A 13812-nucleotide genomic window follows, 5' to 3' on the forward strand; every position below is an offset into this window, starting at 1 on the left:
GATAGGTTGTCTTGAACTTCTCTAAAGTTTTACTGGTTAATCGCTTTTTCGCGGTAGCCGTAGAGCCCTTGATTAACGATAAAGTTCGTAGACACATTGAAGATCACCGCTTTGGTGAATGATAGTTTCGCATTATCCTGTCCCATGCAAAGCATTTTATAGGTAATGAAATTCTGCGCGATACTCTTTGGTATCTGAACAGCATAAAACACTGTATTAAATGCGTAGCGGTCGAGTCCTGCGTCGCCAGTGTCAATCCACTGCCCTTTGCTTTCTTCGTAAACCTGGGCCATGGCCGCAAGAACCAGGACCTCTTGAACTTCTGGGCGATCTAAATCTGCATGGCTCAGGTTATTCCAGTCCACATTGTTTTCATCGACAGAATTTCCTTTCACTCCCAGGCTAATTCCCTCCGGAAGACTCTTTAGTGCGCTGATAACTTCTGCTTTATATTTACGGTAAAGCCCGCGCTCATTGTAGCTCTTTAAAAGTTTTTCAATTTCAGCTTTGTTTTCTGGATTCTTTTTTAGCTCTTCAATGCGAGCTTCAGCTTTTTCTCTTTCTTTGTTGAACATTGGATCGTAGATGGCCACATCAGTAAGGCCCATCACTCGTCCCATCAAGTAACTCTTAAGCGATTTAACAATCTGAGTGTCCGTCGCTTTTGTCTGGATACTTCCACCGACGTAAGAAAACAGCAGGGTAATCCCAACGTCATAACCAAGCTTAGCGAACCATTCACCATTGATGTCTTTATCCATGTTGTAGAAAGCGTAACTCGCTCCCAATGTCCCCAGGTTTAGGGCCAGGTTAAAGCGTTTAAAGTCGCGGGCAGCGTTCTTATTCACATCGTTTGGACGAAGCGCTCTACAGCCATAATAAAGCTCCTGATAACGTCTTTCTTGCTCAGGGCTAAATTTCTTTGCCAGCGATTTTTCCTGAATTTTCTTTTCGTGCTGAATGAATTTTTTAATGTGTTTTGAATTGATTTCTCTGGCGTCCAGTTGAGCAATATCAAGAATCGCCACCTTTTGCTCTTTATCACTCAAACTTAAAACGTAAGTCAGGTAGTTTTTCACGCGGGCAAGACTCACTTCTTGAGTCTGCATATTAAGGCCTTCAATTAAAAGCTTGATGTCCGAATCAGAGAAACCAAGAGACTTAGCCTCGTCTAAGAATTTCTTTTTCTCACTGGCCTTCCAGTTATTCTTTAGAAGCGAGACGTTTTCTTTCTTGTCCGCCTTGGCGATAAAATCGAGCATGATTGAGCGGCAGTCACTTGGTGAGGCTGCCATAGCATGGGATGTGATCCCGAAAAAAAGGATAAATAACAACGTTTTATACATACCCAGATTTTAACTAAAAACCCGGGCACGATGGTGAAAGCATGAAAAAATGACAGGGACTTTTAGAGGTTTTTCTCTCTCCAAATCCCATCAGTTCCAAGGACTAAAGTAAATCTACTATAACCGTATTTTAGGTACCAGAAGCCATATTCGTCCCAATTCAAGCGCTTAGCTTCCATATGTTCCTGAAGAGTCGATGCCGCCGTGTTTAGTCCTGCCGTAAAAGAGAATTGTTGAGCACCACTTAAAAGACCCGATTCATTTTCAGCGACGACCACTGCTTCATGAGCGCCCTCTGCTAAAGAGCATGTCTTAAAGTCCCATATAGTATTTTCAACGGGCACAGAATAATGATCTTCTCCATCGATTGTGATGTGAACGTTGGTGACTTTATCACCGCCGTTATTGACTGCTTGACCTTCAATTGAAAAACATCCAAGCACACTTTGGTAGCGAGTGTTGAAAATCTGAGGAAGATTTACACCGGCCACTTCTCCCAACCACGATGAACGTTTAAAAGTGCGTTTTGTTCCCAAGGCATTAATGACATGGAAATCAAAAAAGTACTCACCATCTGGAAGAACTTTTGAAAAGCCACTAAAGCGGCTGTCTCTTCCGACAACTGCTTTAACTGTATCGACAATCTCTTGTGTGTCTTTTTTCTTTACCTGAATATCGATAGTCTTTACCCATTCTTTTGGAATCGTCAGAGTTCCAGAGACAATGAACTTTGATTCTTTTGTTTCGATCGGATCAATCATGACTTCCGGAAGACTCACCAATTGTGAGCGGCGGTTATTGGTAAAGAAAAATTTCGCTAAGTAATCAGGATAGTTGATACTTTTTTTATTGATGAATGCTCCTCCGTTTCCACCTTGACCAGCTGGCCAGTTGTGTCCGAGGTTGGAGTTCATAATCAAAGAAACGCGAGGGCCTTTTTCATCTGACCACAAAGTCCCTACTCCATCAGTGTTTGTTCCCGATAATTTTTTTGTATCAAAACTAGACTTATTATTAGCGCCATAAATTGTACGCATGATCTCAGCATTGTTGGTGTTAAAAGCTGTATTCACAATAAAGTCGTTGTTGCCGTAAATGATAGACGTCAGCTGAGTTTTAAAAAACTCTTCTTTTCCATTCCCCAATTTCTTACAGGCCGCCAGCATCGCTTCATATGACGTTTTCGGGCGTGAAATTTCACTTGATGATGTTCCTGTTGATGGTCCGGCATTAACTCCAAGACCTGCAAACATTTCAGGCACCATACAGCCCAACACCATCGTCTCTCCTCCACCAGAAGAAAGACCTGAGAGATAAACCTGAGCAGCATCAATATTTAATTCTGTTTTTGTAAGCAGTGCTTGAACTAATTTAATAAGTGGACCGTTGTGGCGGTTGCTCATCGTATGATCAGCTCCGTAATAATCCCAACAACCAGCAATCACTCCACCGTTTGGAACTTTAGGGAGAGCAACAATCATATTGTAATCGTCTGCTGTGTTTTCCCAGTTACCGTCTTTTTTTAAGTCTTCAGCTTTTTGTGAACATCCATGAAGATTAACCATCAACGCTCTCTTTTGCGCTTTGGCCACTAACGGAGTTGTTGTTTTAGGAAGATAGTAATGGACTTGAACGCCTTCAATCGTTTCAAACTTCCATTCAGCGAAAACAGGAGCGCTTACTAAAAGAGATAAAAGAACAAACATGTTTTTCATGATAACTCTCACTAAGTTGAATTGAGCACTTAAAAAACGATACAATCAGCCATACAATCCGTCATATTAAAACATAGTTAAAATTCTTTCTTTTCCCCTTAATCTCTGTATATACTGATCTCATGAAAACACTCATCCTAAGCACCCTTGTGACCCTGACATTTTCCTTCAACGCTTTTTCAAGCTGCGAGCAAACCAATCGCGAAAAATTCCTGGCGATGAACGAATCCCTTTATCAGGAATACAGCAAAATTGACCCTAATCAGAGCGTAACAGCTGAAAAACGCGCCCTATGGTTGGAAGGTGATCCCAAAGTCAACAAGGCCATTTTCTTGGCCCACGGCTATATGGGAAGCCCGGGAGAAATGATGTTTTTAGCGAAACCTTTTATCCAAAAAGGATACTCGGTGATCGGATTCTTAATTCCGGGACATGGCTCAACTTATAAAGTGGCCAATGAATATAAAAATACGCGTTGGATTAAGGACATTAAAGAACAACTGAATCTTGTTTTTGAATGTTTCTCTGAAGTGCGCGTGGTTGGTTTCTCTACAGGTGGACTTCTTCTTCACCATTATCTTTTAACAGAGCCGACTCCGGCCAATTTAAAAAGTGTGCATTTCGTTTCACCTTACTTCATTCAACGCTTCGGCGGATTCTTCGATCGTATCCTGGGATTTTTCGTCAATGGAATTTCAGTTGATACCGCTTATTTTGTGACTCGCTTTAGAGACTTAAAACCGATGACCATCGATCGTCAGTACTACCACCAGAATCTTCCGGTCGACTCTGCCCTGCAGGTAAAAGACCTGGGCTTAAAAGTGTATGAGATGAGAGGAAACTCTCAGATCAAAGTTCCAGTACAGTTATTTTTGTCTGAAGGTGATTGGACTGTTGATACAGATGCAACAAAAGAAGTTGTTAACCGCGAGTATGAAAAAGTTCAGCTGGTTTGGTATAAAGGTGAAGAACCTCACCACTTAATGGTCCCTTCTGTAAGTAAAGTGGCCAGTGAGGTTCAGCACCTGATTTTTTCTGCTAATTAATTTTTAAGAACAACACCTTGAAGAAGAGTGGCGTTGACCACTTTTACTTCCTTAATGCCTAGGGCTTCCATAAATCCCTGGACTAAAAGCAGGTTGGTGACATCTGTTGAACGGTAGTCACCAGTTAATTCAGCATCGCTTTTTTTCGCTTGAAGCTTACTTGCCTTATCCAGTTCTTCTAACGTGTATTTCATTTCTTTTGTGCCAATTTGCCCTCTGATTGAATGCGAGTGCACTCCACCAACTCCTACCACCGTACGTTCGTGAATATCAGCTTTCAAATCTGCCGGCACGTGAATACGAGCATAAGATCTCGCTAGAGCAAGGGCCTGGTCGCGCTTATCTCCAATAGGATTTGGTGATGATGTTGTCTCAAGACTTTTTCCTTCTAAAACTTCAATCACCATATTTTTAAAAGTCACAGAAGCTAAATCACCAAGGTATTTCTGGGCCTTCTTCCCTTCATCCTGGCTGAACATCTGCATTGAGCCTCCACCGATATCCCACACCACCATATTTTTTGGACCAAGAGTTTTTTCATCCATTAAAGACATCACTGATAAATACCCAAGCGTCGCTTCTTCTTCCTGGTCGATGACTTCCAGGCGGATTTTTAATTTCTTTGCAAAGCCTTTAATGACATCTTTTCCATTTTTTGATTTTCTAAAAACAGAAGTCGCTACACCGTAAGACTTTTTTGGTTTGAATGTTTTGGCCTTCGCCTGCATTTCTGTTAAGGCCGCTAAGCCTTTTTCAATAATCGCAGGGCTTAAGTTTCCATCCGTGCTTTTTTCCAGGTCTTCGTTATAAGAAATCGGCTTACTTTCATTTAGTAAGACCTCTAAAACTTTCTTGTGACAATAGTCCACTTTGGCCACCATCATCTTGGTAGAGCCTGAGCCAATATCAAATCCTAGACGAACTTCCTGACAGTTTTTTGCAAAGGCAGGGGCCGAGATTGTAAAAGTAAACGCAAGAATTAAGTACAAGTAATGTTTCAAAAGACACTCCGGGATAGTTAGATAGTCAAAGCAGTATTTTAACGGCAAAGCTGAAAAAAATACACTTCTTTCAGTACTAGTCTTTTTTTCTGGTATGGTGAGCCCACAACACACTTTATTTGGAGGATTTGTATGAAATCTGTATTAATGGCGGCCCTTCTTCTTTCTCTTTCTGCAGGCGCACAAGCAAGATCAATTCTAGTTTTTAAAACTGTGACAAAATGTGAAACAGCACAAAAAGTAGAAGGAAGCGAATTGAAAGTAGACGTTCAAGAAGCTCAAGATGGACAAGCTCAACTTGTCATCAACCTTTCAGGTGACGATGAAGCGATTAAAGTTCAAGCTAAAAAAATTCTTCCTCCACCAATGTCTGCGGGTACTCCACTTAAGTATGTTGGGAGCGATCCAAAGACTCACGCTCAAGTAACTCTGGCCATCGGGACACGTCCAATTAAAGTTGGCAAAGTAACAGGAAGAACATCTTCAATTACAGTTGAAAAACTCTTCAGCAATCTTCCAATGGTTTGTTCAAGCGTAAAATAAATCAAAAAAAAGGCCGGTAAATCCGGCCTTTTTTTATTGTGGTAATTTTGAAAGCGCGAGAAGATCATCAAGAAAAAAAGCACTCAGTTCCATTCGTCCACCTAAAGAGCTCTTTTTATAAATCTGACTGGCCTGCTGTCTTACTGTGTTTTCGTTTGATCCCCTTATATCGGCAATTTCTTTCATTGAAAGTCCCTTGATCAATAGTAAAGCAATTTCCTTTTCTCCACGGCTGAATGTCCATTTATTAAATTGCTCATCTATATGATTTAAAAACTCGTTAGAAAGATGCGAGATTTTTTTCTCAAAATTCTCCTGCTCTTTTTTTAAGTTGGCATTGAGTTGATCTAAGTCATGAATTCTTTTTTGGTAGCTGCGCATTTCATGGTTTTGCCACTTAATGATTCTAAACTGATAGAAGGCCCCTACCATCGAAAACAACCACAAGGCAGCTTCGTGAACTAAGTGAGTGAAAGGTACATCCTCTTTTAAGTCTAACACGATGTCAGCCAAAGCAAAAAGGCTGGTTCCGAGGAGTATTATGAAGGTGATAATTTTAATTCTGTTTTCTTGAACACTTGTCATAGTAATTCGCTTAAGTCCTTAATTCTTTTTGAAGTCTAACGTTAGTTCGATCGACTTTTTTGCAGGTTGTGAGACCATTATCTCCAAGAGGAGACTTCATGTCAGTTGAGAATTTAAAAAATAATCCATTAAATATTGTCATCGTGGGCGCAGGCCCAGCTGGAAGCTTAGCAGCTTACCTGCTTGCTCTAAGAGGCCATAAAGTCCAGGTTTTAGAGCGTAAAAAGAGTATTGAGCGCAAGGTATGCGGAGAATACCTATGCCCAAAAGGGGTCGATCTTTTGGAAGAGCTTAACCTTCTGAATCATTTAGGAGCGGGATTCTCACCTCTTCATGGCATGGTTCTGGTATCCCCTGAAAATGAGGTCATCCCTAGCTACTTTCCACATGTTCATAAAAAAGAAAAAGGACTCTCACTTAATAGAGAAATTTTTGACCAAAGATTAGTCGATCTCGCCACAATGAAAGGGGCCGATATTCTTTTTGAAAGAATCGTCACCTCTGTTGTTTTTGACCAGGAAAAAAGACAGTGGGCCGTCCACACAGACAAAGAGTCTTTTGAATGTGACTTGTTAATTGCAGCAGACGGCAGACAATCAAAAATTGGCCACCTTTTAAAACATTCCCGCGAGGCCATTACCGATAGGGTTGCCCTTCACTGCTACCTTCCAAGAAAAACTCACCACGGCTTGCGCCTGGGGGAAATGCACATTCTTGAAAATGGCAGTTACTGTGGACTTGATCCTATTGATGATGATCACGTGAATTTTTCTATCGTTTGCAATGCCTCACTCTTAAAAAACCATCGTCCGGAAGAGATTATCAATCAAACGATTGCCGGTTCAAAACGCCTGCAGGAAATGTTTGATTTCATCACAAGAAAAACCGAGATCCGTATCGTGAGCAGTTTAAAAAACAGCAACTCATTTATTGCCGGAGACCACCTCGCCTACCTGGGTGATGCTGCTGGTTTTATAGACCCACTTACTGGTGAAGGCATTTATAATGCTCTTTTATCAGCGAGTCTGCTCATTGAATCGATAGACAAAAATCATGGATTGGATTTGGCGCTAGCTGAGTACAAAAGAAAAAAGAAAATTTTAAGCTTACAAAAAAATATGCTTAATCACTTTTTCCAATTCCTGATCAGACGACCTTTATTAGTTGGCCTGGTCGTTAAATTTTTAAACAAGTCACCAGAGAGGGCCAATCATTTTATTGGCATTATCGGAAATATCCACACACCCATTCAAGGCATCATCAAGATGCTAAGAGCATAAGAGAGGAAACCTATGAGCGCTATTTATTCTGTTGCTACCAATTTTCCAGATATCTATGTCAGCCAGGAAGAGATCATGAAAGAGATCGCTTCTTTATGGCCGGATAAAAAATCTTATGTCGAGCAGTTTCACAATGCTTCACAAGTCAACGGAAGGCACCTCTCTATCCCTCTTGAAAAATATAAAAGCCTGGGTGATGTCGGTGAGCGCTCAAAGCGCTGGCTGGAAGTGGCCCTTGCTCTCCAGACAATTAATGTGCAAAATCTCTTAAATCAAGCGGGCCTTAAGCCTTCTGACATCTCCCTTATTGCGACGACAACAGTGACCGGACTAGCTATCCCGACTCTTGAAGCTCGCTTGATGAATAAACTTCCTTTTAAAGAGAATACAAAAAGACTTCCTATCTTTGGTCTGGGCTGTTTAGGTGGAGTGGCCGGAATCAACCGTGTGAATGATTACTTAAAAGGTCACCCAAAAGAAGCAGCATTACTCCTTGCCAGTGAACTCTGCACCCTGACTTTTCAATTTCAGGACAAGAGTGTGGCCAACCTGGTTGGAACCAGCTTATTTGCCGATGGAACGGCCGCTGTTTTAATGGTCGGTGAAGAACACCCTCTTTATAAAGACTCCCAGTTTCAAATCCTCGCTGGAGAAAGTTACTTTTATCCAAACACTGAACGTATTATGGGTTGGGACCTGGTCTCTAGTGGATTTCAAATTGTCCTAAGTGGTGATGTGCCAAAAATCGTCGAAGAAAAAGTGAAACCCAATCTCGAAGACTTTTTATCAGGAAAAAAACTTACTGGAAGCGATATCAACTTTATGGTCTCACACCCAGGTGGGCCAAAAGTGTTAGATAAATTAAGCGAGATTTCCGGCAAGGCCCCTGAAGAATTCAAGCACAGCTGGACGAGTTTGAGAGAGAAAGGAAATATGTCTTCAGTCTCAGTGCTTCACGTCCTGGAAAAAACGATTGCAGACAAAAAGGCCCGCAATGAAATTGGCCTTATGCTGGCCATGGGTCCTGCTTTTTGCTCAGAAATGGCATTGATAAAAAAACTATAGGATGATGATTATGACAAAACCAATACTCATCATGAATGGCATTATCCTCTTTTATCTGATTCAAAGATTGAGTGAAGTCTTTATCAGTAAGACCAATGAAAAATGGCTTTACCTGCATCACCATGCTTTAGAAGTCGACAAAAAAGAAAGTGCTCAAATGAGAGTTTTCCACTCACTTTGGTTTGTCTCTCTCATTCTAGAGGCCAACTTAAAACAAGAACTACAGCAGCCTTTGTACGCTTTGATCATTTACTGCATTCTTGGTCTTTGCCTGATCATCAGGTTACACTCTATGGAAAAATTAAAGGCCTTTTGGACTATTAAAGTTCTTTCGCTGGAAAACCCAGTGATCTCGACCAGCGGCCTTTATCAGTATGTGCGCCATCCTAATTATTTTATCGTCATGATCGAACTGCTCTGCATTCCTCTGCTTTTTAAGGCCTATTGGACCATGGGGATTTTTTCTTTCATTAATTTTTTTATTCTGGCCAGAAGAATCAAGGCCGAGGAGAGCTCTCTTATGAAGCATTCTGCTTATCGTATTCACTTTGAAGAAAAAAAGCGCTTTATCCCTTTTATCTTTATGTTGTGTCTAGCCGTTTTGCCTCTTCATGCTAAAGAGAAAGTCTTTCAAACACCTAACTATAACGAAGCTAAAAAAAATGAATCTTTTCTTAAATTTCAAAGCACCAGCACAAAGCTTGGATTGATCAGCACAAACTTTGATGGTTACGCTAAAGATTTTAAAATTAATTATCAACTTGAACAGGATCATCTTAAAGATCTCGAAGTCAGTGTTGCAGTCAAGTCCCTTGATACCGACGTTGGCTCAAGAGATGATAAAATGCATAACCAAATCATGGACGCCGAAAAATACCCTGAGCTAAAAGCTTCATACACTGGTCCGGTTGCGCTTACTGAAGGCACTCAGACAATCAACATGATTTTTACGATTAAAGATAAAAAAGTATCCCGCCCGGTGACTTTTACCGTGAGTAAAAAAGATTCAAAAATCCTGGTCAACGGCAGTGCAAAGCTAGGACTTCAGGAAATGGGCCTTCCCGACCCAAGCATTATGATTGCTAAGGTCAGGGATCTTTTTGATATCGAGTTTAATGTAGTCCTGGATTAAACTTCTTCGTAGGCCTTTTTATGATCGCTCGTTCCGTATAATAAAGTGGGAAGGACATATAAATCGGCCAGCGTTCCCAAAAGCATGATAATGGCGAGGATGCCGCCAAACTCTCTGATAGGCATAAAGCTGTTGAAGGCAAACATTCCAAAACATGTGCATAAGAGAAGTCCTGAACCTACCACTGGTGAAAGGACTCCTCGGCCATATTCATCAAAATCCTTAAAGCGCACTTTCTTGGCATAGATGATGTGAAAGCTTGAATCCCCTACCAATCCCAATGAAATTGAAAAAGTCATTACGGTCGCAATATTGATTGAAAAACCTAACAGGTACATCAAACCAAAAGTGAGGGCCACAGGCAGAAGACTTACAGTGATAAACACCAGGTTGAATCTTAATGACTTTAAGAAAAGGGCAGAGAAAATAAAAATGACGATGGCACTGGAAAGAAAACTTTTTGCCAGAACATCAATCATCGCCCCTTGAGAAACCATCAAATTGTGGTGAATCCCATTAATAAGATAGCTGAGCTTCTGATCTTTTAAATAGTCTTCCACTTTTTTTAAATCTTGCATGTAATCAGTGACATTAAGAGGGGTTCCTAAAAGAGTCAGACGATAAGTCCCTTCGACCGGATAACTCTCTTGAAGCGATGGTGGCAATTGCCCGCGCAATAAAAGGTAGCTCTCAATGCTCTCTGGTAATTGCTCATTGCCTGAGTACTCATGATTGACTTTCGTCACCAGTGTGTTGTTAGAGATGATCTTGTAGTTTTGCGAAAGCTTTAAGGCCCCAATTCCCTCTTCCCATGTTTTGATTTCCTGGGCAGAGGCCAGGTCAAAGTCGTGTCCTAGACTTAGGGCAATTTCCATAATGGGCATACCCGAGACCGTTTCTGTCACAGATAAAATGCGCTCTCTTATTTTCTTATCTTTGGGAAAGTAGAGAGTGGCATCTGTGATGACATTGAGTCTCTTTGGAACCATGACAACGCTTGCAATCCCCAGGATACTAAAGACTATAATCATCCAGGCAGGTAACGTTCTGGCAAAAATCTTTGATGAAAAGAATGTTATTTTTCTCTCCGCCGGTGCGGCGAGGTATTCTTCCCATAAGAAGTACCAAAGAAAAGCAAACAATGTGGCAAACAACACCAGCTGAGACGAGACAAAACCGAATTGGCGGATGACATAAATCTCGGCCCAGCCCAAACTTAAAAATCCGATATAGGTCGTAAACATCATTAAAAAAATTGGAACCCATTTAACCTTAAAGACATTTTTTAAGCTCTTAAGCTCCATCAGTGAAAAATAAAGATGAAACGACAGAGAAAGTGTCACGGTAAAGACGACTAAGGGAATGATCGACGTCACCATGTTCATTTGGCCATACAGAAGCTTGAGTGTTGTCAGCGAAAAACCAGCGGCAAATAAGCATGGCAAGTAAACAACCACAGCATTTTTCACTCTTCCGATGAAAAAAACCGAGATCACCAGCCCCATGATAAACATGGCCGGGAAAAGTTTTTCCTGAATCACCAGGGAGTATTTATCCAGCAAGTAGTTGGTGTAAGGAATCCCGGCAAATGAAGTCTGGGCATCACTCCAATAAGGAGAAGCTTCGGCATAGGTCAGGATTTTTTTATGGATTTCATCATTGTTGTCCTGAATGATAACGGCGATATAATCCGCGGACTCCAGGTGCATAAGCTCGTTTTTGGACTCTTTAGCGTCCTGATTTTTTTTGAGCTTGCGAGGAGTGATCATTTCACAATCATCCACGCAAAGCTCTTCTATTTTTTTCAGGTTTTCATAAAAGGCATTTTTATCTTTTGTTTCTTTCTTGATAACCAGAGCATGCTTTTCAACAACTTCTTTTTTAAATAAGTCGTATTGCTCCAGACTCTTTTCTGTCAAGAAAATGGTCTCTGGGTTTCGCTGAGAAAGATCATGAGAAAACCAGAGGCTAAAGATTCCGGCGACAGATAAAAGAATTATCAGAATTTTTTTCTTCAAAGTGTATAACTCCAGATTTTAGCCTGCTCTTCAGAATTTGCTTTCACATCTTCATCAGTGATGCATTCTTTGAACTTCTTTCCGGCCTCAGGGTTTTGTGCACGGAAGTCTTTGATGTCGGATGACTGGTAGGGGTCAGAAATAACATAACCTGCCTTATCCACACATCCCTTCTCTCCACATTCTTCCCAATAGGCCCCATAGACAATACGCCCATCGTTAGTGAATCCAGGGTAGCTGTCTGCGCGCACCTTTCTCTCCGGATCATCCAAAGTAAAACTCTTTCTTACGTCGCGGTCAAAAAAATAAATCCCATTGCCTTTTGATCCCATTGAACCGCTGGCATAAAAAAGTACAGAGTTTAATTCAGGACGAGAGAAAATAACTTTTGCCGCCATTACTTTTAAGTCATCACGTTTTTCACACGACTTATTATCAGCACCAAATTTATAAATTCTCATCGAAGGATCTGATCCACGAGGATTTTGTGGCATAGAAGCAAACTCACTTCCATCTAGCGAAATCATCGGAAGACTCATGATCTGGCCGTCAGTTGAACTCAGGTTTTTACACATATAGTTTGTTGAACCACTATCGATTTTTTCTGCGATTCCATTTTGATCGAGACTCGCAGTAATCACTCGGTTAGAAAGAACTCCTACTCCCTGATTGTCACTGTTGTCTGTCGGCCATGAAAGAGACCTGATCTTGTGATTTTTTGGTGTCCCACCAGCAAGCTCTGCCGCCACTGTATAAAAACCACTGATGCCTCCCTTAAATTGTTTCTTGGCATCTTTTTGTCTTTTTAAGATGTCTGTGATTTTATAGTGGTCACCATCGACATCAACTAAATATCTCCACGTTCCCTGAACCGGAAAAGCTTCATTTTTTAATGGCGTTTCATAAGGTTTAACTGAATTCGTTTCCCCTTTCACTAACTCCATTAACGTCACCTGGCTTAGTCCTTTACCGGAATAAGATCTTAAAACATATTTTCCGTCCGGGCTTACGCGAGAGTACATTCCCAAAACGACATCACCGTTATCATTTTTAGAAACCCATTTCCCTTCAAAGGGAAAATACTCATGCGGAGGCACACACGTAGCCGCCGATAGAACTTGAGAAGCAAAAAAGCTTAAGAGCAAAACTTTTTTCATTTTAATTCTCCTGCCATTTCATTGGCCATTGTACGCAGACCATTATCTTTCATTACACCTGTAATCCAGCGAGGGTGAATCATTTTGTTGTTGTATACATACACTACTGGGAAGTGGTTAAATCCGCCTCTCATGTGAATATCCATCGCCAGGTTTCGGTTAAAAGATTTGTTACTTGCCACTCCTCTTACTTTAGAGCGGTTATACTTTTTCATCACTTCCAAAGCGCCTTCTACTTCTTCTTTACTGGCGCGAGGATCGACAACTGAAGTGAATTCATAACCAAATTTTCTCGCCAGTTTTTCTACTCGTGGCAAATCATAGACTGAATATGTGAATTTTGGAGACCAATAATAGATCATCCCTCTTTTCCCAGAGCTCACTAAATTTCTTAAATCATCATTAGTCCAATCTTCAGCGGTTTTTTTGTTGAAAATTTTATCCAAGTCCCAGGGAAGATTTTCATTTTTTACTTGAGCATCACAACTGCTATTAAAAGTGACACGAGTCAGAGTCGTGTCTTTTATCAGCATTACTTCCGCAGAGGCCTTTGGTTTTAAATGCACTTCAACCCACTCTCCAATTGTGTGGGAAAGGTTGCGATAGACCGTTTCTTTGTAAGAGCTCACCTGCTCTCGGAACATTTCTTTGTCCCAAAATTTTTCAGCGGCCATCTGCTGGAACTCTTTCTGGCATTTCATGTCGGTAAACGTTCTCCATGGCATACTTTCACTGGCACTCACTGTGCTCGTGGCCGTCGAGAGGAGAAGAATCAGAGATTGAATAAACATAGATTGATCCTCAAGGTTAAGGGATGATAAAATATTCTTTATTTTCGCAGAGAGGGCTCCCCCCTTCAATCCCTCAAAGTATGCCTACTTAAATGTCTGACAAAAACACTCTGCAAAACAAATGGTATCTTTT

General features: G+C 41.0%; 12 protein-coding genes. 5 read left to right on the plus strand and 7 right to left on the minus strand.

The window, feature by feature from the left end; genetic code table 11:
- Positions 1-29 precede the first annotated feature (29 nt).
- Positions 30-1346, minus strand: a complete 1317-nt coding sequence (locus tag C0V70_RS13955; RefSeq protein ID WP_133566600.1) for a hypothetical protein — start codon at positions 1344-1346, stop codon at positions 30-32.
- Positions 1347-1408: 62 nt separating this feature from the next.
- Positions 1409-3061, minus strand: coding sequence for an extracellular catalytic domain type 1 short-chain-length polyhydroxyalkanoate depolymerase (locus C0V70_RS13960; protein WP_102244478.1), 1653 nt, complete (start codon positions 3059-3061; stop codon positions 1409-1411).
- 122 nt (positions 3062-3183) lie between these two features.
- Here C0V70_RS13960 and C0V70_RS13965 point away from each other — a divergent pair, with 122 nt between their 5' ends.
- Positions 3184-4107 (plus strand): alpha/beta hydrolase, encoded by a 924-nt coding sequence (locus C0V70_RS13965; protein ID WP_102244479.1) that lies wholly within the window; start codon positions 3184-3186, stop codon positions 4105-4107.
- Here C0V70_RS13965 and C0V70_RS13970 read toward each other — a convergent pair.
- Positions 4104-5108 carry a Ppx/GppA phosphatase family protein gene (locus C0V70_RS13970; protein ID WP_102244480.1) on the minus strand — a complete coding sequence of 335 codons (1005 nt, stop codon included), beginning with the start codon at positions 5106-5108 and terminating at the stop codon, positions 4104-4106. The two genes, C0V70_RS13965 and C0V70_RS13970, sit on opposite strands and share 4 nt — an antisense overlap.
- A 132-nt stretch (positions 5109-5240) precedes the next feature.
- Between C0V70_RS13970 and C0V70_RS13975 the strand changes: the two genes are divergently transcribed.
- A complete protein-coding gene (locus tag C0V70_RS13975) occupies positions 5241-5651 on the plus strand; it encodes a hypothetical protein (RefSeq protein WP_102244481.1) in 411 nt (136 codons plus the stop codon).
- A 33-nt stretch (positions 5652-5684) separates the two neighbouring features.
- Here the strand turns inward: C0V70_RS13975 and C0V70_RS13980 are convergent, their stop codons facing one another.
- Positions 5685-6236 (minus strand): helix-turn-helix transcriptional regulator, encoded by a 552-nt coding sequence (locus C0V70_RS13980; protein WP_102244482.1) that lies wholly within the window; start codon positions 6234-6236, stop codon positions 5685-5687.
- Between the two features lie 98 nt (positions 6237-6334).
- On the opposite strand from C0V70_RS13980, the gene C0V70_RS13985 reads away from it, so the two are divergent.
- Genes C0V70_RS13985 through C0V70_RS13995 form a run of 3 tightly spaced genes read left to right on the plus strand, consistent with a single transcriptional unit; the run spans position 6335 to position 9713 of the window.
- Positions 6335-7516: an NAD(P)/FAD-dependent oxidoreductase gene (locus tag C0V70_RS13985; RefSeq protein WP_102244483.1), complete on the plus strand. Its 1182-nt coding sequence runs from the start codon at positions 6335-6337 to the stop codon at positions 7514-7516.
- 12 nt (positions 7517-7528) lie between these two features.
- Complete coding sequence (locus tag C0V70_RS13990; RefSeq protein ID WP_102244484.1) at positions 7529-8581, plus strand: type III polyketide synthase; 1053 nt, start codon at positions 7529-7531, stop codon at positions 8579-8581.
- A gap of 10 nt (positions 8582-8591) precedes the next feature.
- The gene (locus C0V70_RS13995; RefSeq protein WP_158649694.1) at positions 8592-9713 is read left to right on the plus strand and encodes an isoprenylcysteine carboxylmethyltransferase family protein; all 1122 of its coding nucleotides are present in this window, start codon (positions 8592-8594) and stop codon (positions 9711-9713) included.
- On the opposite strand, the gene C0V70_RS14000 is transcribed toward C0V70_RS13995, so the two are convergent.
- The 3 genes from C0V70_RS14000 to C0V70_RS14010 are packed head-to-tail and all read right to left on the minus strand — an operon-like array spanning position 9710 to position 13679.
- Positions 9710-11731, minus strand: coding sequence for an RND transporter family protein (locus tag C0V70_RS14000; RefSeq protein WP_102244486.1), 2022 nt, complete (start codon positions 11729-11731; stop codon positions 9710-9712). The genes C0V70_RS13995 and C0V70_RS14000 overlap by 4 nt on opposite strands.
- The gene (locus C0V70_RS14005; RefSeq protein WP_102244487.1) at positions 11728-12888 is read right to left on the minus strand and encodes a hypothetical protein; all 1161 of its coding nucleotides are present in this window, start codon (positions 12886-12888) and stop codon (positions 11728-11730) included. Before C0V70_RS14005 ends, C0V70_RS14000 begins: the two co-directional genes overlap by 4 nt.
- Entirely contained in the window at positions 12885-13679 is a 795-nt protein-coding gene (locus C0V70_RS14010; protein WP_102244488.1) for a hypothetical protein, read from the minus strand. Before C0V70_RS14010 ends, C0V70_RS14005 begins: the two co-directional genes overlap by 4 nt.
- Positions 13680-13812 lie beyond the last annotated feature (133 nt).

The organism is Bacteriovorax stolpii, assembly GCF_002872415.1.
GTDB classification, from domain to species: domain Bacteria; phylum Bdellovibrionota; class Bacteriovoracia; order Bacteriovoracales; family Bacteriovoracaceae; genus Bacteriovorax; species Bacteriovorax stolpii.

Coding starts and splice junctions, on each gene's coding strand:
- C0V70_RS13985 (WP_102244483.1), top strand. CDS start 6,335: ATGTCAGTTGAGAATTTAAAAAATAATCCATTAAATATTGTCATCGTG.
- C0V70_RS13955 (WP_133566600.1), bottom strand. CDS start 1,346: ATGTATAAAACGTTGTTATTTATCCTTTTTTTCGGGATCACATCCCAT.
- C0V70_RS13990 (WP_102244484.1), top strand. CDS start 7,529: ATGAGCGCTATTTATTCTGTTGCTACCAATTTTCCAGATATCTATGTC.
- C0V70_RS14005 (WP_102244487.1), bottom strand. CDS start 12,888: ATGAAAAAAGTTTTGCTCTTAAGCTTTTTTGCTTCTCAAGTTCTATCG.
- C0V70_RS13980 (WP_102244482.1), bottom strand. CDS start 6,236: ATGACAAGTGTTCAAGAAAACAGAATTAAAATTATCACCTTCATAATA.
- C0V70_RS13960 (WP_102244478.1), bottom strand. CDS start 3,061: ATGAAAAACATGTTTGTTCTTTTATCTCTTTTAGTAAGCGCTCCTGTT.
- C0V70_RS13995 (WP_158649694.1), top strand. CDS start 8,592: ATGACAAAACCAATACTCATCATGAATGGCATTATCCTCTTTTATCTG.
- C0V70_RS14010 (WP_102244488.1), bottom strand. CDS start 13,679: ATGTTTATTCAATCTCTGATTCTTCTCCTCTCGACGGCCACGAGCACA.
- C0V70_RS13975 (WP_102244481.1), top strand. CDS start 5,241: ATGAAATCTGTATTAATGGCGGCCCTTCTTCTTTCTCTTTCTGCAGGC.
- C0V70_RS13965 (WP_102244479.1), top strand. CDS start 3,184: ATGAAAACACTCATCCTAAGCACCCTTGTGACCCTGACATTTTCCTTC.